This window comes from Streptomyces sp. NPDC054770 (assembly GCF_053611985.1).
The window spans coordinates 135792-153134 of sequence record NZ_JBSHBL010000009.1; the positions used below are offsets into that span (position 1 = coordinate 135792).

The window sequence follows — 17343 nt, forward strand, 5'->3', positions numbered from 1 at the left end:
CGGCGCCGTGGGGGCGGGCCGCGATGTCTCCGGCGCCGCGGAGGGGGGGCTTCAACACGGGGCGCTTCGAACTCGGCGCACTGTCGCGCCCTGAAGGGGCGCGGGGAACTGCGCGATCGGCCCCCGCCGGCCCGCACCCGAGATCCGACTCCCGCGCTGCTCAGACTGGGCACCCGGCGCCACGCGCCGCTACGCGGCGAACGGTCCGGGTATCTCCCCCGACCCCCGCCGGATCAGCCGGGTCGGCATGACCACGGTGCGCGGGGGTGAGACGTCCCCGTGGATCCGGGCGAACAGCAGGTGTGCCGCGCTGGTCGCGAGGGCCACCGGGTCCTGGGCGATCACCGTGACGGGCGGGGTCAGCCGCGCGGCCAGCGCGAAGTCGTCGAAGGCGACGAAGGCCAGTTCGGCGGGGGCCGCGGTCAGGGCGCCGAAGGCGAGGAGTTCGTTGCCGGCCAGGAGGGCCGTCGGCGGATCGGGCAGCGCCAGCATCCCGGTGACGGCGGCCGCCGCCTCCGGGCCACTGCGCACGCCGTCCCTGACCAGCGCCGGGTCGGCGGCGATACCCGCGGCCTCCAGCGCCGCCAGATAGCCCCGCCGCCGCTCGCCGAACGTCCAGATCCTCGGCGTGTCGCCGAGGTAGGCGATCCTGCGGTGGCCGTGTGCCGCCAGCTGTGCCACGGCCGCCCGCACCGCGCCGAAGTTGTCGACCACCACGGCGTCCACGTCCAGGCCTGGTGCCGCCCGGTCCACGCAGACGATCTTCGTGCCCTGCGCCTGGGCGGGACGCAGGAAGCGGTGGCTGCCGGCGGCCGGGGTGAGGATCAGGCCGTCGACGCGGCGGGCGGTGAACGCGGCGATCACCTCGCGTTCGCGGCGCAGGTCGGCGCGGCTGGAGCCGATGAGCATGATGCTGCCACGCTGCCGGGCGACGTCCTCGGCGGCGGAGGCGACCGCGGCCATGAAGGGATCGGTCACGTCGTCGACCAACAGGCCGATGATCTGGCTCAGTTCATGGGTGCGGCGCAACTGCCGTGCCACGTCGTCACGTTGGTAGCCGAGTTTACGGACCGCGGCCTCCACCCGCGCGGCGGTCCGCGGGGCGACGGCCGAATCGCCGTTGACGACCCGGGACACCGTCATCGTGCTCACGCCCGCTTCCGCGGCAACGTCCTTCATGGTCGGCCGGGTCGCTGCCACGCCACGTCCTCCAGCTGCGTCACGTTTGAGCGTCGACTCGTTAACGTTACCAACTCGCACGCGTATCAACGGCCCTGCGAACAACGGGAGATGAGGGCGTGACCAGCCCGCCCGGCGACCGGCTGCACCACCCTTGACACCCCGCTGTGGGCGCCCCAAGAATCAGCCAAGCTGTTAACGATACCAACCAGAAGGCACAACATGGCCTCTGCAAGGCAACCTCTGCTCACCGCACATGGGGTGGTCAAACGTTTCGGCCACGTCCAGGCGCTCTCGGGCGCCGATTTCACGGCATACCCCGGCGAGGTCGTCGCCCTCATCGGTGACAACGGTGCCGGCAAGTCCACTCTGGTGAACGTCCTGTCGGGCGTGCTCGCCCCCGACGCCGGCGAGGTCCGCCTGGACGGCGCGCCGGTGCGGTTCTCCGGTCCGATGGACGCGCAGCGGCACGGCGTGGAGACGGTGTACCAGGACCTGTCGCTCGCGCCCGACCTGGACGCGGCGGCCAACCTCTACCTCGGCCGGGAGATCGTGCGCGGGGGCCTGCTCGGGCGCCTCGGCGTGCTCGACCGGCCCACCATGCGCCGGGAAGCGGTCAAGGCCTTCGCCGAGCTGGGCGTGGAGCTCAAGGATGTGACGGCCGCTGTGACAACGTTGTCCGGCGGTCAGCGGCAGTCCGTCGCGGTCGCCCGGGCCGTTGCCTTCGCCCACAAGGTCATCTTCATGGACGAGCCGACCGCCGCGCTGGGCGTCGTGCAGCGCGCCCGGGTCCTGGAGACCGTCCGCAGGGTCGCCGACCAGGGTATCTGCGTCGTGCTGATCAGCCACAACATGCCCGAGGTGCTGTCGGTCGCGGACCGGGTGGAGGTGCTGCGGCTGGGCCGGCGCGTCGCGTCGTACACCGCCGCCGACACGACGATCGAGGAACTGGTCGGGGCCATGACCGGCTCGCTGGACGAGCCGGCCGGGACCGGGGAAGCGGAGGGCGCACGATGACGGCGCAGAGCGAGAAGGCCCCGGCGGCCGTGGGCGGCCGGGCCGCGGTGCCGGACTGGGTGCGCCGCGCGGCAACCCTCAACGAACTGTGGACCTTTGTCATCCTGGTGGCGCTGGTCCTGTTCTTCACCATCGCGGCGCCGGGCAAGTTCTTCACCACGTACGACATCACCCAGATCGCCGTGAACGCGGCCATCTACCTGGTGCTCGGCGTCGGCATGACCTTCGTGATCATCACGGCGGGCATCGACCTGTCGATCGGCTCGGTGCTGGTGCTGGCCGCGGTGGCGGCGGGCGAGTACAACATCCATCACGGCGGGGCGACTTCGGGCTGGGGCACGGTCGCGTTCTCCGCCGTCATCGCGCTGGCGGTGGGCACGGCGTGGGGCGCGTTGCAGGGCGCGGTGGTGGCGACCGGCAAGGTGCCGCCGCTGATCGTGACGCTGGGCGGGCTCGGCGCGGCGCTGGGCATCGCCGAACTCGCCACCGGCGGCCAGGACCCGGCCGGGGCGGCCTCCACGCACCTGCAGAACAGCCTCGGTTTCGGCAAGGTGCTCGGCATCCCCTGGATGGTGGTCCTGGCGGCCGTGGTGACCGCGATCTTCGGTGCGGTGCTGGCCGGCACCCGGTTCGGCGAGCACACCCTGGCGATCGGGTCGAACCCGACCGCCGTACGTCGGGCGGGCATTCCGGTGGGCCGGCAACTGGTCAAGGTCTACGGGCTGATGGGGCTGCTGGCCGGGCTCGGCGCGGTGATGTGGCTGGCCTCGTACGGCACGACGTCGATCGCCGGGCACTCCACCGACAACCTCAAGGTGATCACCGCGGTGGTCCTCGGCGGCACCAGCCTGTTCGGCGGGCGGGGTTCGGTGCTGGGCACGGTGATCGGCGTGTTCATCCCGGCGGTGCTGACCACCGGCCTGATCGTGATCGGCGTCCAGCAGTACTGGCAGGACGTGGCGGTGGGCGTGGTGCTGGTGGTGGCCGTCTACATCGACCAGCTGCGCAGGAAGACCAGGGAACGCGCATGACTAGGGAGGAATCTGTGATGAGGAACGTTCGCAGCAGGCGCCGGTTGCTGGTCGCGGTGGGCACGGTTCTGGCCCTCGGCGCGGGGGCCTCGGCGTGCGGATCGTCGAACGACGGTGGCAGCTCGGGGAGTTCGGGCAGCGCGAAGGGCAAGAAGGTCCGGCTGATCACCGGGGTGAAGAGCGACCCCTTCTACATCACCATGACCTGTGCCGCGCAGGCGGAGGCCAAGGCCAAGGGGATGGACTTCACGGCCGACGGTTCCGCGCAGTGGGACGTGTCGGTGCAGCGGCCGCTGCTCGACTCGGTGGCCGCCGCGCGCCCGGACGGGCTGCTGATCTCGCCGGTCGACACCAGCGCGCTGACGCCGTCGCTCAAGCAGATCCAGTCGGCGGGCACCAAGGTGGCGCTGGTGGACACGACGGTGACCGACACGTCGATCGGCATCACCCGGATCTCGTCGGACAACGAGAAGGGCGGCCAGGTCGCCGCCGACGCGCTGGCCAAGCTGATGAAGGAGAAGGGCTCGGTCATCGTCATCAGCGTCAAGCCCGGCGTGTCGACGACCGACGCGCGGATCAAGGGCTTCACCGAGGAGATGGCCAAGTACCCGAACATCAAGGTGCTGCCCACGCTCTACGACAACGACCTGCCGGCCACCGCGGCCTCCCAGATCCAGTCGACGCTCGCCGCCCACCCGGACCTCGGCGGGGTGTTCGCGGGCAACACCAACACCGGTCAGGGCATCGCCACCGGGCTCAAGCAGGCCGGCAAGGAGGGCGCGGTGAAGGTGGCCGCGTTCGACGCCGAGCCGGACGAGATCGCCTCGCTGAAGTCGGGCACCCTCCAGGTGCTGGTCGCCCAGGACCCGGCGGCGATCGGCCGGCAGGCGGTGGACCAGCTGGCCGACGCCTTCGAGGGCAAGTCGGTCAGCAAGTCGATCGGCACCAACATGGTGGCCATCACCAAGGACAACATGAACGAGCCGTCGGTCAGCAAGTACTTCTACAAGTCGCAGTGCTGAACGAGGTCCTCGGAGAACGCTCCTGACGAGCAATCAGCGGCCGGGCGGACCCACCCTCTTGGGTCCCCCCGGCCGCCGGTCGTGTGCGGGCGGCTCGGCTGCCCGGCTCAGTTCAGCGAGCAGGACTCGCCGTTCAGCGTGAAGGCGTACGGGGCCGAGTTGCTGCCGCTCCAGGTGCCGAGGAAGCCGAAGGACAGGGAACCGCCCGCGGCGACCGACTGGTTGTAGTCGGCGGCGTCGGCGGTGACCACGCCGCCGTTCTGGCTGACGGTCGCGTCCCACATCTGGGTGACCTTCTGGCCGTCCCGGAAGGACCACTGGACCCGCCATCCGGTCAGCGCCTGGGTGGTGGTGACGGTAACGGTGGACTGGAAGCCGTCGGTCCACTGGTTGACCAGGTCGTAGGAGACCCGGCAGGCGGCCGCGGCGGAGGCGGTGGGGCGGGCGGAGGCGGTGGCGTGGTGGCCGCCGCCTCCGGTGCTCGCCGTGGCCGAGGAGGTGCCCTGGGGCTCCGGGTCGGGGTTGTCGTGGGCCGGCTTCCCGGCGGTCGCCGGGGAGGAGGGCGCGGCGGAGGCGGCGGTATGCGTGGGGGTCGGGTCGGCCGACGGGACGACGGAGGTGGGGTCGGCGACCGGCTGGCGGTCGTCGTGGGAGGCGGCGGCCGTGTCCTCGCCGGAGCCGCCGCCCATCGGCATCATCGACACGCCGAGTGCCACCAGCGAGATCAGGACCGCCGCACCGAGCAGACCGTGCCGCAGCACCTTGCCCCGGCCGCCGCCCTCCTTGGGGTCGCCGCCGTCGTGGTCGGCGGTGGCCGGGCGGCCCGCACCGAGCCGCACCTCCGCGGCGCGGCGGCGGCGCTCCAGGTAGGCGAGGCCGCCCCAGCCGACGACCCCGCCGGCGAGCGCCGCGGGCAGTCCGCCGCCGTGCAGCCGCAGACACGCGGCGGCCTCGGCGCACTGCACACAGGTGGCGAGGTGCCGGGAGAGGTCCTCGGGCGTGTCGGCCGCCGCGGACCGGGTGACCGCGTCGAGGAGCCGGGCGTAGCTGCGGCACTCGGCGGCCATGGGCGTGTCGAGGTGAGCCCGGTGGCAGCGGTCGCGGAAGAGTCCGCGCACCTGGTCCAGCTCCTGGGCGGCGACGGCCGGGTCGAGACCGAGCCGGCGGGCCACGGAGGGCAGCGGCAGCGCCTCCACCTCGGCCAGCCACAGCAGTTCGGCGTCCGCCTCCTGCATGTCCCGCAGACCGCGCAGCGCGACGGGCCGCTGCAACGGCAGACCCGTGTAGCGCGCGGCCTTCTCGGAGTTGAGCCACAGCCTGAGGTCCGGGTCGAGCTTGTGGCCCAGCCCTTCGGCTTCCCAGGCGGCCGCCGTGTTGCGCACGGCGGTGAGCAGCAGCGGGATCATCGGCAGCCGGGCGGCGCGCCGTCCGGTGCTGCGGACCGATGTGAAGTCCGCGTCACGGGCCTCATGCATACCGAGCGCGAAGGCCTCGGTGGCCAGTTGGTTGGCCGTCAGAGAGCCGGACGTGCACAGGTCGGCGTAGGAGAGCACTGCGTCCCAGCATTCGGAGAACAGCGCTGCCTCGGCGGCGTCCTGAGGGGTCGGCAGGTCGGGCATGGGTCTCCTGCATCCAGAGCAAGGTCAACTCACCGTATCGGCAACGGAGTTGGGGGGAACCTCGCGGCGGGCCCGAGTTTTTCACGTCCCCTGCACAACTGACAAGCGGCATATTCATAACCGGTTACCGGTGGTCGTGCCACGGATTCTCCCCGTCACCCGTACCACCGGTCCCCGGCGTCACGTCAACCGCTGCATCCGGCTGCCCGTCCGCCGTGCCCCACAACTCCGGCCTCTAGTACGGACAGCGACCGCGTTTCGACTCACCGTTCCCGAAAGTCACTTGCGACCCGCCGGATGTCACACCTTCGTCGACTCCTCCGCGGGCAGGCTGTCCATGAAGGAGCTGACGGAGAAGACGGCGCGGCCGGGGCCGGGCTCGCCGTAACCGGGCGGGGAGGAGAGGCCGAAGTCCTCCATCGTCTGACGGTAGGCCTGGAGCAGCCGGATGTGGTACTCCAGCGGGGCGCCCTGCGGGTTGGCCTTGCCGAGCGGGGTGGTCGGCTCCGGGCACCAGGTGGTGAAGCGGGGCGTGATGCCGTGCGACATGAAGAAGCGCAGGCCCTCGGTGGTGGACTCGATGGCCTCGTCGACCGTCTTGAAGCCGAAGGGCTCGGCCATCTCCACGCCGGCCACGAAGTTGGGGATCACGTTGCGGGCGCCGAAGATCTCGGCCGAGTCCAGGATCCGCCTGTGCCACTCGTCCCGGCCGACGTACCGCTCCTTGCCCGGGCAGTACATCTTGAAGAGGTACTCGTCCCACACCTCGTAGTTGGGGTGGTAGATCTGCACCCCGTAGTCCTTGAACCGCTGCACGTCGTCCTTCGGCAGCGCCTGGGCGACCACCTTGCCGATCCACCGCCCCGGGAACCGCTCCTCGATGGCCTTGGCGTAGTGGCCGTAGAAGTCGGCCTCGTCGCGCCCGGAGACGGTCTTGGTGATCGCGCCGCCGGTGAGGGTGTAGGCGGTGGAGGCCTTCGCGGTGTCGTACCGGTCGATGATCTCCAGCGCCTCCAGCACCTCCTCGACGTCCTTCACGCCCGTGTACGGCCGCCCGGCCGCCTTGTGCTGGCGCCAGTTGTGGTTGATGTCGCAGTACTGGCACTCCTCCTTGGCGCCGAAGTACTGGCAGACCCGGAAGACGGTGAGGTAGATCAGGTAGCCCCACTGGATGGTCGGGGCGACCTCCATCACGGACTTCCCGTTGGCGAGCTTGTGCCGGTAGTACTCCGGCATCGGCGGCACCCCGACGTCGGCGATCCGCTTCCCGTCGAGGTAGAGCCCGAGCACGCCTTCGCCGTCGGCGGCCACCCGGTACGGCGAGGCCGGGTTCACCCGCACCGACACCACGGTCCGCCGCAGGTCGTACGGCCCGCCGGTGAGGATGATCTCCTCCGGGGGCCGGCGCAGCGCGGCCTCGCCCAGCTCGGGCAGGGTGCCGTGGTCGAAGGAGAAGATGAAGTACGACTTCGGCTTGACCTCGCCGCCCTCGTTGTCGCTCAGCGCGGACGGGTCGAAGGCCACACCGCCCCGGAGCAGGTCCTCCTTGAAGACGGCTTCCCGTGGTACCTGCGGAAACCGCTCCATCAGATCCTCGACCAGCGCGGTACGGCTGCCCATCCCGTGTCTCCTCCCGGCTCAGGCGTTCGACTCCTCACGTTATGCCCATGCCCGGCCGTCAGCCGTGCCGGGTCCCCGTACGGCGCGCAATGTGTCCCGGTACGGGGGTGTTCGGGGGCAATATGGGGTCCGTCACCGGCGCACCCCAGGCCGAGTTCAGCGGCAGGACGCCGGCCCACAGCCCCAGCTCCGCGTCCGGTCCGTCGCCGTCGTCCGGCGCTCCGGTGCGGATCTTCACGGAGGCCTCCGCCAGGGAGAGGGCGAGGAGGGTGGTGGCGGCCAGCTCCCTGCGGCTGGGCCGGCGGGCGTACGACCACTGGCCCGGGGCCGTGTGTTCGGAGAGCAGGCGCAGGCCCGTGAGCTTCTCCTCGGGGTCGGTCACCTTGCGGGCGGTGCCGTGCACCACCGCACTGCGGTAGTTGACACCGTGCTCGAAGACGGACCGCGCCAGCACCAGGCCGTCCACGTGGGTCACGGTGACGCACACCGGGGTGCCGCCCGCGAGGCTGCGGCTGGCGACCGAGCCGTGCAGGTAGAGCTGCCGCTCGTCCCGCCCGTACACCGTCGGCACGACCAGCGGGCGCCCGTCGACCACCACCCCCAGATGACAGACGAACCCGGCGTCGAGGATCGCCTCCAGCTCGGCGCGGTCGAGACTGCCCTGCTCGCGCAGCCGGCGATGGCGGGTGCGGTCGGTCACGGGAAGGCGCGGGGAGAGCGAGTCGGAGACCATGTCCGCACGCTACCGATACCGCATCCAAATGGCCACACTATTGCCAATTACGGCAATCGCCCGCGCGCAAGGCAACGAAATCCGCAGATCTCCCCCGGCCGCTCGGCTGCTCGGCCGCTCAACCGTCGGCGGCCCGTCGCGTCGACTCCCGCAGCACCACATGCGTGCCGAGTACCAGATGCTGCCCGTCCGGCAGCTCGTCGCGGTGCAGGGCGAGGCGGACCGCGGCGCGGCCCAGTTCCTCCTGGGGCACGTGGACCGTGGTGAGCGTCGGGTAGACGTCCCGGGCGACCGGGATGTCGTCGTAGCCGGCCACCGCGATGTCGTCGGGGATACGGCGGCCGGACTCCCGTACCGCCTGGATCACGCCCGTGGCGATCATGTCGGTGGCCGCGAAGACCGCCGTGAACTCCCGCCCGGAGACGAGGATTTCGCGGGTCGCCTGGTAGCCGTAGGAGCGGGAGAAGACGCCGTCGAGGATCAGGTCCGGGTCGGGGGTGAGGCCGAGGAGTTCATGGGCGCGGGTGAAGCCGGCGATGCGCTGGGCGCTGGTGGACAGGCCGGGGACCCGGCCCAGGTAGGCGACGCGCCGGTGGCCGCCGGAGAGGAGGTGGCTGGTGAGGGCGAAGGCGCCGCCCTCGTTGTCGTAGTCGACGACCGTGGCCGGGACGCCGGGGCCGAGCGGCGGGCGGCCGACGAGGACCAGCCGGGAGCCGGACCGGTCCAGGGCGTGCGCGAAGTGGGTCATCCGGTCGTGGTAGGCCTTGTCCTGAAGGGCGCCGCCCACCACGATCACCGCGTCGGCCCGCTGCTCCCGCATGGTCTCCACGACGGCCAGGATGCGCCGCGGGTCCCCGTGCGTGGTGCAGAGCATGCACAGCCGGCCCTCCGCCGAGGCCTGCTCCTCGACCCCGCGGGCGATGTGCGCGTAGAACGGGCCGGTGACGTCGTCCACCACGAAGGCGACCGTCTTGTTGGTGGCACCGCCGAGCGCGCGGGCGTGCGCGTTGACCACGTAGTCCAGCTCGCGCATCGCCTTGAGGACCTTGGCGCGGGTGGCGGCGGCGACCGGGTAGGTGCCACCGAGGACCCGGGAGACGGTGGACGCGGAGACCCCCGCCCGCGCGGCCACGTCCCGAACCGTCGAGGCGTCCCCGTTCAGCGCCGGCTGCGTCCTTTTCGCCACCGCTCGGCTCCCCTTCGTCATGTGTTCAGATCACCCTACGAGACGGCCGGAGACGCCCGGCGGACGGGCCGTCACGCGGCCCGCTCCAGGACCGCCTGGTCGACGGCGTACCGCAGACCGTCACCGGCCAGCAGCCGCCCGGCTTCCTCAGCGACGGTGAGCCCGAGCCTCGCCACCTCGTTGCCCTGCGAGCCGGCCAGGTGCGGGGTGAGGAAGGCGTTGGGGAGGTCGAAGAGGGGGGAGTCGGCGGGCAGCGGCTCGGGGTCGGTCACGTCGAGGATCGCGGTCAGGCGGCCGGTGCGCAGCTCCCCGATCAGGGCGTCGTGGTCGAGGAGGGAACCGCGCGCGGTGTTGATCAGTACCGATCCGTCCGGCATCAGGGCGAGTTCGCGGGCACCGAGGAGATGCCGGGTCTCCGGGGTCTGCGGGGCGTGCACGGTGACGATGTCCGAGGTGCGCAGCAGCTCGTCGAGGGGCAGCAGGGGCACACCGAGCCGGGCGGCCTCCGCCTCGTCCACGTAGGGGTCGGCGAGGCCGACCGACAGGTCGTAGGGGCGCAGGAGTTCCAGGAGCCGGCGGCCGATGCGGGAGGCGCCGACGATGCCGACCCGGCGGTGGAAGTTGCCGATGCCGGGGACGATGTCGCCGTACGGGAAGGTGCGGCGGGAGCGCAGCAGGTCGCGGAAGGCGAAGACGTCCTTCCCGGCGAGCAGGATCATCGCGAGGGTGTACTCGGCGACCGGCAGCGCGTTGGCGGCGGCGGCCGAGGAGACCACGATGCCGCGCCGCCAGACCTCGGGCGTGGTGAAGCCCTTGACCGAGCCGGCCGCGTGCAGCACCGCCCGCAGTTTCGGCGCCGCGTCCAGGGCGGCCGCGTCCAGGACCGGGCAGCCCCAGCCGGTGACCAGGACCTCGGTGCGGGCGAGCGTCTCCCGTACCCCTGGATCGGTGAAGTCGTGCACCACCAGAGTGGGATCGATTTCTACGTACTCGCACAGTCGCGCGAGTACCTCCGGCGGAAAGATGTGCGGCACGTTCTGGGCCGTCATGGCGAACAGTGCCTGGGGACGCTCGGGCAAGGAAGTGACCTTCCGGCTCGGTGACGCGCGGATAGCAACCGGTCTCTACCGTAGGTCTCGGCGAATGAGAGGGTCAATGGACAGGCACTCCCCGGAGGGGACGGACACTCCCCGGAGAACGACGGACACTCCTCCGAGGACGACAGGAATGGGACGGCACAGATGACGGATCCGGCGCAGACGGTCACCAACTGGGCGCGCAACATCACGTACACCGCGAAGGAGTTCCACCGCCCGCACTCGCTCGACGCGCTCCGGTCGCTGGTGGCCGGCAGTGCGCGGGTACGGGTGCTGGGCAGCGGGCACTCCTTCAACCGCATCGCCGATCCGGGCCCGGAGGGCGTGCTGGTCTCCATCGCCGGACTGCCGCCGGCCGTCGAGGTGGACACCGGGGCCCGTACGGTGCGGGTCGCGGGCGGGGTGCGCTACGCCGAACTGGCCCGCGCGGTCCACGCGCGGGGCCTCGCACTGCCCAACATGGCCTCGCTGCCGCACATCTCGGTGGCCGGTTCGGTCGCCACCGGCACCCACGGCTCGGGCGTGGCCAACGGGTCACTGGCGGCGCCGGTACGGGAGGTGGAGCTGGTCCTCGCCGACGGCTCGACGGCGAGGATCGCGCGCGGGGACGCGGGGTTCGACGGTGCGGTGACGTCGCTGGGCGCGCTGGGTGCCGTGACCGCCCTCACCCTGGAGCTGGAGGCGGCATATGACATGGCGCAGACTGTATACACCGAACTCCCACTGGACGGCCTGGACTTCGCGGCAGTGTCCGGCGCCGCCTACAGCGTGAGCCTGTTCACCGACTGGCGGGAGCCGGGCTTCCGGCAGGTGTGGGTGAAGCGGCGCACCGACCGGCCGGCCGTGGACTTCGGGTGGGCGGCGCCCGCGACCGAGGCGATGCACCCGGTGCCGGGCATGCCCGCGGGCAACTGCACCCAGCAGTTCGGGGTGCCGGGGCCCTGGCACGAGCGGCTGCCGCACTTCCGGGCGGAGTTCACGCCGAGCAGCGGGGACGAGCTCCAGTCGGAGTACCTGCTGCCGAGGCACGCGGCCGTGGACGCGCTGCACGCCGTCGACGGGATCCGGCGGACGCTCGCCCCCGTCCTGCAGACCTGCGAGGTGCGGACGGTCGCCGCCGATCCGCAGTGGCTCAGCCCCGCCCACGGCCGCGACTCCGTCGCCCTGCACTTCACCTGGGTGGACGACCTGGCGGCGGTACTGCCCGTGGTGCGCCGGCTGGAGGCGGCACTGGAGCCGTTCGACCCGCGGCCGCACTGGGGCAAGGTGTACGCGGTGCCCGGCGAGGTGCTGCGCGGCCGCTACCCGCGGCTCGGCGACTTCCGCGCCCTGGCCCGGGACCTCGACCCCGACGGGAAGTTCACGAACCCCTTCGCGGCGGATGTCCTGCGGGAATGACCGGACCGGCCGGACCGACCGACGGACTTAATCCAACCCTTAATGTAATGGCTTGTCGAAAGCGCTTCCCAGGCCATAGCCTTGCGCCGCGTGAAGCACACATCACGTGACATCCGCACCGCCAACCGCTACGAGGTGCTGCGGCACATCATCGCCGAGTCTCCCACCTCCCGGCAGGAACTGGCGGCCGTCACCGGACTGAGTCTGGCCACGGTCGCCACCCTCGTCGGGGAGCTGCTGGAGCTGCGGATGATCACGGAGGTCGGCTTCGAGGACTCCGCGGGCGGCCGCCCCCGCGGACTCGTCGCGGTCAACGCCTCGGGCGGCGCGCTGATCGGCGTCGACATCGCGGAGACGTACGTCCACGTCGAGCTGTTCGACCTCGCCCTGAACGTGCTGGCCCGCGCCGAGGAGGACATGCGCCCCGGCGAGAACCGGCCGGAGCAGGTGGTGGGCCAGGCGGCCGCGGCGGTCGGCGCGGTGGTGGCGCAGGCCGGGATCGAGGGCGCGCGGGTGCTGGGCGTCGGGGTGAGCGTGCCGGGGCAGGTGGACCGGGCCACCGGGGTCGCCGAGTACGCGCCCAACTGGGACTGGCACGACGTGCCGTTGCTGCGCCTGCTGTCCCAGCACATCGCGTATCCGCTCTACCTGGACAACCCACTGCGGGCCTGCGCGGTGGCCGAGCAGTGGTTCGGGGCGGCGCGCGGGCGCGGGGACACCGTGGTGGTGAACCTGGGCACCGGGGTCGGCGCCGGGCTCGCACTCGGCGGCGGCCTGCACCGGGGGGTCAGCAACAGCGCCGGGGAGTGGGGGCACACGACGCTCGTCCTCGACGGGCGGCTGTGCCACTGCGGCAACCACGGCTGCGTCGAGACGTACGTCGGCGCCCCGGGGATCATGCTGAACCTGCGGGAGTTGAGCCCGCAGAGTCCGCTGCTGCACCCGGAGGACCAGACGGCCACGGTGGACGCGCTGGCCCGGGGCGTGGCGGACGGTGATCCGGTCGCGGTCAAGGTCGTACGGGACACGGCCCGTTACATCGGCGCCGGTATCGCCAACCTGGTGAACCTGCTCAACCCCGAACTGGTCGTGCTCAGCAGCTGGGTGGCCCGCAGGCTCGGCGAACCGCTGCTGGCGGAGGTGCGGGAGGCGGTCCGGCGGCATGCGCTCGGGCGGCCGTTCGCCGCCACCGAGATCGTCCTCTCCCCCATCCCCACCGACCCGGTCTGCCTGGGCGCGGCGACCTTCGCGCTGGAGGGCGCGCTGCGGTCGGTGGGCCTGCGCAACGGGGGCCGCCCGGGCCGCACCGCGCCCGCCGCCCGGTGATCGAACAGTCCAAATCGCGGGTCGATTAATCCATTGCCGGGCTCCTCGGCGCTCTGCGACCGTCGTGGCGTATCCGCGGCCGGTCGGTCTCTCGAACCGATCGGCCGTACGTCGTGCACGGAACGAGAGGGGCCCCAGCGTGGCCGGAAACATCGAGGTCCGCGGCCTGTCCCGCACCTTCCACACCACCGTCCGGCGCCCGGGTTTCGCGGGCGCCCTGCGATCCCTGGTCAACCCCGAGCGCGTGGAGAAGCACGCGGTCTCCGACATCTCCTTCGACGTCGCCCCGGGTGAACTCCTCGCCCTGCTCGGCCCGAACGGCGCGGGCAAGTCGACCACCATCAAGATTCTCACCGGCATCCTCACCCCGACCTCCGGCGAGGCCCGGGTCGCGGGCGTGGTGCCGTACCGGGAACGGGAGCGCAACGCCCGGAACATCGGGGCGGTGTTCGGGCAGCGGACCCAGCTGTGGTGGGACCTGCCGGTGCGGGAGTCGTTCGCGATCCTGCGGGACATCTACGAGGTGCCGAAGGCCGAACACGCGGCGCGGCTGCGGGAGTTCGACGACCTTCTGGAACTCTCCGCGTTCTGGGACACCCGGGTGCGGCACCTCTCGCTCGGCCAGCGTGTCCGCTGCGACCTGGCCGCCGCCCTGCTGCACGATCCGCCGGTCGTCTTCCTGGACGAGCCGACCATCGGCATGGACGTGGTGGTGAAGGAGCAGGTCCGCGAGTTCCTGCGGTACCAGGTCGCCGAGCGCGGCCGTACGGTGCTGCTGACCACCCACGACATGACCGAGGTGGAACGGCTCGCCGAGCGGGTGGTGCTGGTCAACCACGGCCGGCTGGTGCTCGACGGCACCCTGGACGAGGTCCGCCGGGACTTCGGCTCCACCTGGCAGGTGCGGGCCACGCTCGCCGACCCGCACACCCCTGTCGGCCCGCTGCCGGGCATCGTGCTGGTGAGCCATGACGGGCCCCAGGTGGTGTTCGGCCCGGACGGTCCGGCCGCGCCCACCGTCCACCAGGCACTGAAGCTGGTCATCGAGCGGTACGAGGTGACCGGCGTGGCGGTGGACGAGGCGGACCTGGAGGACGTGATGCGCGCGGCCTACGCCGAGGCCAGGACCAGGGCCGAGGCCGCGTGATGACGACCCTGACCTACGCCTGGCGCGCCGCCCGGGTCACCCCGCTCGGCGAGCTGTACACCCCGCCCCGCATCACCGCCGCACTGCTGCGGCTGACCGTGCAGGTGGTGCTGGTCGCGTCCCTGTGGCACGGCCTGTACGCCCAGACCGGCACCACCGCCGGGCTCTCCCGGGACCAGGCGGTCACCTTCGCCGTGCTGGCCGTACTCGCCTCCCGGCTGCGGGAGCTGGACCAGTACGCGGCCCGGGACACGGTCGTGCAGCACATGTACTACGGCACCATCGTCTACTGGTATCTGCGCCCGCTCGCCCCGCACCGCTACTACGCCCTGCGCGCTCTGGGCGAGCAACTGTACGGCTTCGCCTGGGCGTTGGCGGGGTACGCGATCTGTCTGGCGGCCGGGGTGGTGGTACCTCCCGAGTCGGCGGCCGTGGCGGGCGTGTTCGCACTCAGCCTGCTCCTCGGCCAGTGGGTCCTGCACTACGTGATGCTGCTCATCGACCAGTTGTGCTTCTGGACGCTGCGCAACACGGCCGCCCTGCTGATCCTGGTCTTCGCGCAGAACCTGATGTCAGGGGTGTACGCGCCGCTGTGGTTCTTCCCGCACTGGTTCCTGACCCTCAGCTCCTTCCTGCCGTTCCAGGCCACGCTCAACGTGCCGCTGTCGCTGTACGTGGGCCGTATCCCGCTGTCCGACGCGGGCTTCCAGCTCGGTGTCCAGGCGGCCTGGCTGGTGGCACTGCGTTTCCTCACCCGGTTCCTGTGGCGGCGCGCCGCCCGTCGCGTCGTCTCCCAGGGAGGCTGAGTCCCATGAACGCCGTACGCATCGTCTGGCGGGTCACCCAGCTCAACTTCCGTGCCCAGCTGGAGTACCGCACCGAGTTCCTGATGATGATCGCGATCGGCGCGGTCTGGCAGGTGTCGGTGATCGTGTTCGCGACCGTGCTGCTGACCCGGTTCGCCGGGATGGGCGGCTGGGACAGCTCGGACGTGCTGCTCATCCCGGCGACCCGGATGCTCGCCCACGGCCTGTTCGTGCTCTTCCTGGGCCGGGTGCACGGCCTGGGCCGGCACATCCAGGAGGGCAAGATCGACGCGTACCTGCTCCGCCCGATGCCGGTCTACCGCCAGGTCCAGCTGGAGCACTTCCCCACCAACGCCATCGGCGACCTCACGGTGGCGGTGGGCCTGATGGCGGGCGCGATCGGCCGCAGCCACCTGGACTGGACGCCGGGCCGGATCGGGTACCTGGTCGCCGCGGTGCTCGGCGGCATGTTCCTGGAGGCCGCCCTCTTCACCGTCGTGGCCTCGGCCTCGCTGCGCTTCCCGGCCGCCGACTACTGGGGGCGCTGGCTGGAGGACCTCCTCGGCACCTTCGGCAGCTACCCCCTCAACGTCCTGCCGAGGGCGGTCGGCGGCTTCCTCACCTACGGCCTTCCGCTCGCGTTCGTCGCCTACTTCCCGGCGGCCGTCCTCACCGGCCACGGCCACTCCACCGGCGCCCCCTACTGGCTGGCCGCCGCCTCGCCCTTCCTGGGCCTGCTCGCCTACCTCGCCGCCCGTTGGCTGTGGCGGTGGGCACTGGGGCACTACACGGGGGTGAACGGCTGACGTTCCGCCTGCGCGTCAGCCGTGCCGCGCGCCGCGGACCGGGGTGCACAGGCCGGCGAGGGCGACGAGGGTGCAGCAGGCTCCGGCCACGGCGGCCACGGGGGCGGTGCCGTACTGTTCGGCGGCCCAGGTGAGCACGGCCGCGCCGACCGGGGCGACCGAGTACTGAAGGGTCCAGTAGGCGGAGGTGACCCGGCCCAGGAGGGGTTCGGGGGTGATCTCCTGACGCAGTGACATGGAACAGGTGCCCGCCATGCCCACGCAGGCCAGGTAGACCGCGCTCAGGACGGCCACGGCGGGGACCGTGTGCGCCCGGCCGAGCCCGGCGAAGGCCAGTCCGCACACCGCGGTGGAGACGATCCAGGTGGGCCCGAAGCCCAGCCGCCGCCGGATCCGGGCGACCAGCAGCGCCCCGGCGATCGTGCCCACCGCGCCGACGGCCAGCACCGTCCCCACCGTGCCGTCGTCGTGGCCGAGATCGTGCTTGAGGTGGTAGATGATCAGGTCGGTGATGCCGAGGCTGAGGAAGCTGAACACGGCGAGCAGACCGGCGAGCGAGCGCAGGACGGGGTGGCGGACCAGGTACGAGAGCCCGGTGCGCAGGTCCCGCCACAGCCCCGTGTCCTTGACCGGCCGGTCGTCCGCGGCGCGCTCCCGGACGCGCACGAAGAGGAGACAGCCCGCCGAGACCGCGTAGCTGGCCGCGTCCACGGCCACCGCGTCGGCGGGCCCGGTCCGGGCGGCCACCAGGCCCGCGCCGAGCGGTCCCAGCACGCCGGCCGCGGCCGCGGTGGCGTTCAACCGGCCGTTGGCCTCGGTGAGTCGGCCGGGCCCGACGAGTCCGCGGACGACGGTGACGTATCCGACGGCGAAGACCATGCCGACGGCCTCGCACAGCGGCAGCACCACGTACAGCAGCCAGAGCTGCGGCCCGGCGAGCCAGACGAGCGGGACCAGGCCGTAGAGGACCATCCGGACCAGGTCGCAGGCGATGAGGAGCCTGCGCCGGTCGACCCGGTCCACGACGACGCCCGCGAAGACCGCCGCCAGCACCATCGCGGCCCCGCCGACTCCGGTGAGCAGGCCCATCCGGGCCACCGAGCCGGTCGCCTGGAGGACCAGCAGGGGCAGTGCGATCAGGCTGAACGAGTCACCGAGGAAGGAGAGGGTCTGGGCGAGCCAGAAGAGCCCGAAGTCCCGCTGGATCCAGAGCGGTTGACCGTCGGCCGTCCGCTGCCGTGCCGCCCGCGCCACGCGCCGCGCCCCGTTCGCCACAGCTCTCCCTTCCGTCTCCGGGCAACCCTATGCCGGTGCCCCGGCCGGGTGCGCCCCGATAAATCGCATGACGGCCAAAAC

General features: G+C 71.9%; 15 protein-coding genes. 8 read left to right on the top strand and 7 right to left on the bottom strand.

Annotation, left to right across the window (positions count from 1 at the left end):
* Positions 1 to 189: 189 nt before the first annotated feature.
* Positions 190 to 1200 carry a LacI family DNA-binding transcriptional regulator gene (locus ACWGKQ_RS11330; RefSeq protein WP_453291645.1) on the bottom strand — a complete coding sequence of 337 codons (1011 nt, stop codon included), beginning with the start codon at positions 1198 to 1200 and terminating at the stop codon, positions 190 to 192.
* Positions 1201 to 1401: 201 nt separating this feature from the next.
* On the opposite strand from ACWGKQ_RS11330, the gene ACWGKQ_RS11335 reads away from it, so the two are divergent.
* Genes ACWGKQ_RS11335 through ACWGKQ_RS11345 form a run of 3 tightly spaced genes read left to right on the top strand, consistent with a single transcriptional unit; the run spans position 1402 to position 4249 of the window.
* On the top strand, positions 1402 to 2196 hold the full coding sequence (locus tag ACWGKQ_RS11335) for an ATP-binding cassette domain-containing protein (protein WP_453291646.1): 795 nt from the start codon (positions 1402 to 1404) through the stop codon (positions 2194 to 2196).
* The gene (locus ACWGKQ_RS11340; RefSeq protein WP_453291647.1) at positions 2193 to 3227 is read left to right on the top strand and encodes an ABC transporter permease; all 1035 of its coding nucleotides are present in this window, start codon (positions 2193 to 2195) and stop codon (positions 3225 to 3227) included. The genes ACWGKQ_RS11335 and ACWGKQ_RS11340 overlap by 4 nt, the downstream gene beginning before the upstream one ends.
* 17 nt (positions 3228 to 3244) lie before the next feature.
* The gene (locus ACWGKQ_RS11345; protein WP_453291648.1) at positions 3245 to 4249 is read left to right on the top strand and encodes an ABC transporter substrate-binding protein; all 1005 of its coding nucleotides are present in this window, start codon (positions 3245 to 3247) and stop codon (positions 4247 to 4249) included.
* Between the two features lie 107 nt (positions 4250 to 4356).
* Here ACWGKQ_RS11345 and ACWGKQ_RS11350 read toward each other — a convergent pair whose 3' ends face one another.
* The 5 genes from ACWGKQ_RS11350 to ACWGKQ_RS11370 form a co-directional block, all read right to left on the bottom strand.
* Positions 4357 to 5868, bottom strand: a complete 1512-nt coding sequence (locus ACWGKQ_RS11350) for a cellulose binding domain-containing protein (protein ID WP_453291649.1) — start codon at positions 5866 to 5868, stop codon at positions 4357 to 4359.
* 300 nt (positions 5869 to 6168) lie between these two features.
* Entirely contained in the window at positions 6169 to 7488 is a 1320-nt protein-coding gene (locus ACWGKQ_RS11355) for a radical SAM protein (RefSeq protein WP_453291650.1), read from the bottom strand.
* Between the two features lie 58 nt (positions 7489 to 7546).
* The gene (locus ACWGKQ_RS11360; protein WP_453291651.1) at positions 7547 to 8221 is read right to left on the bottom strand and encodes a pyridoxamine 5'-phosphate oxidase family protein; all 675 of its coding nucleotides are present in this window, start codon (positions 8219 to 8221) and stop codon (positions 7547 to 7549) included.
* 118 nt (positions 8222 to 8339) lie between these two features.
* Positions 8340 to 9428, bottom strand: a complete 1089-nt coding sequence (locus ACWGKQ_RS11365; protein ID WP_453291652.1) for a LacI family DNA-binding transcriptional regulator — start codon at positions 9426 to 9428, stop codon at positions 8340 to 8342.
* Positions 9429 to 9478: 50 nt separating this feature from the next.
* Positions 9479 to 10486, bottom strand: coding sequence for a hydroxyacid dehydrogenase (locus ACWGKQ_RS11370; RefSeq protein WP_453291653.1), 1008 nt, complete (start codon positions 10484 to 10486; stop codon positions 9479 to 9481).
* Between the two features lie 162 nt (positions 10487 to 10648).
* On the opposite strand from ACWGKQ_RS11370, the gene ACWGKQ_RS11375 reads away from it, so the two are divergent.
* From ACWGKQ_RS11375 to ACWGKQ_RS11395, 5 genes are all read left to right on the top strand, one after another.
* A complete protein-coding gene (locus ACWGKQ_RS11375; protein ID WP_453291654.1) occupies positions 10649 to 11902 on the top strand; it encodes an FAD-binding protein in 1254 nt (417 codons plus the stop codon).
* Between the two features lie 90 nt (positions 11903 to 11992).
* Positions 11993 to 13228, top strand: coding sequence for an ROK family transcriptional regulator (locus tag ACWGKQ_RS11380; protein WP_453291655.1), 1236 nt, complete (start codon positions 11993 to 11995; stop codon positions 13226 to 13228).
* Positions 13229 to 13367: 139 nt separating this feature from the next.
* A complete protein-coding gene (locus ACWGKQ_RS11385) occupies positions 13368 to 14375 on the top strand; it encodes an ABC transporter ATP-binding protein (RefSeq protein WP_453291656.1) in 1008 nt (335 codons plus the stop codon).
* Entirely contained in the window at positions 14375 to 15181 is an 807-nt protein-coding gene (locus ACWGKQ_RS11390) for an ABC transporter permease (protein ID WP_453291657.1), read from the top strand. The genes ACWGKQ_RS11385 and ACWGKQ_RS11390 overlap by 1 nt, the downstream gene beginning before the upstream one ends.
* Positions 15182 to 15186: 5 nt before the next feature.
* On the top strand, positions 15187 to 15987 hold the full coding sequence (locus ACWGKQ_RS11395; RefSeq protein WP_453291658.1) for an ABC transporter permease: 801 nt from the start codon (positions 15187 to 15189) through the stop codon (positions 15985 to 15987).
* A gap of 15 nt (positions 15988 to 16002) precedes the next feature.
* On the opposite strand, the gene ACWGKQ_RS11400 is transcribed toward ACWGKQ_RS11395, so the two are convergent.
* A complete protein-coding gene (locus ACWGKQ_RS11400) occupies positions 16003 to 17262 on the bottom strand; it encodes an MFS transporter (RefSeq protein WP_453291659.1) in 1260 nt (419 codons plus the stop codon).
* Between the last annotated feature and the right edge of the window lie 81 nt (positions 17263 to 17343).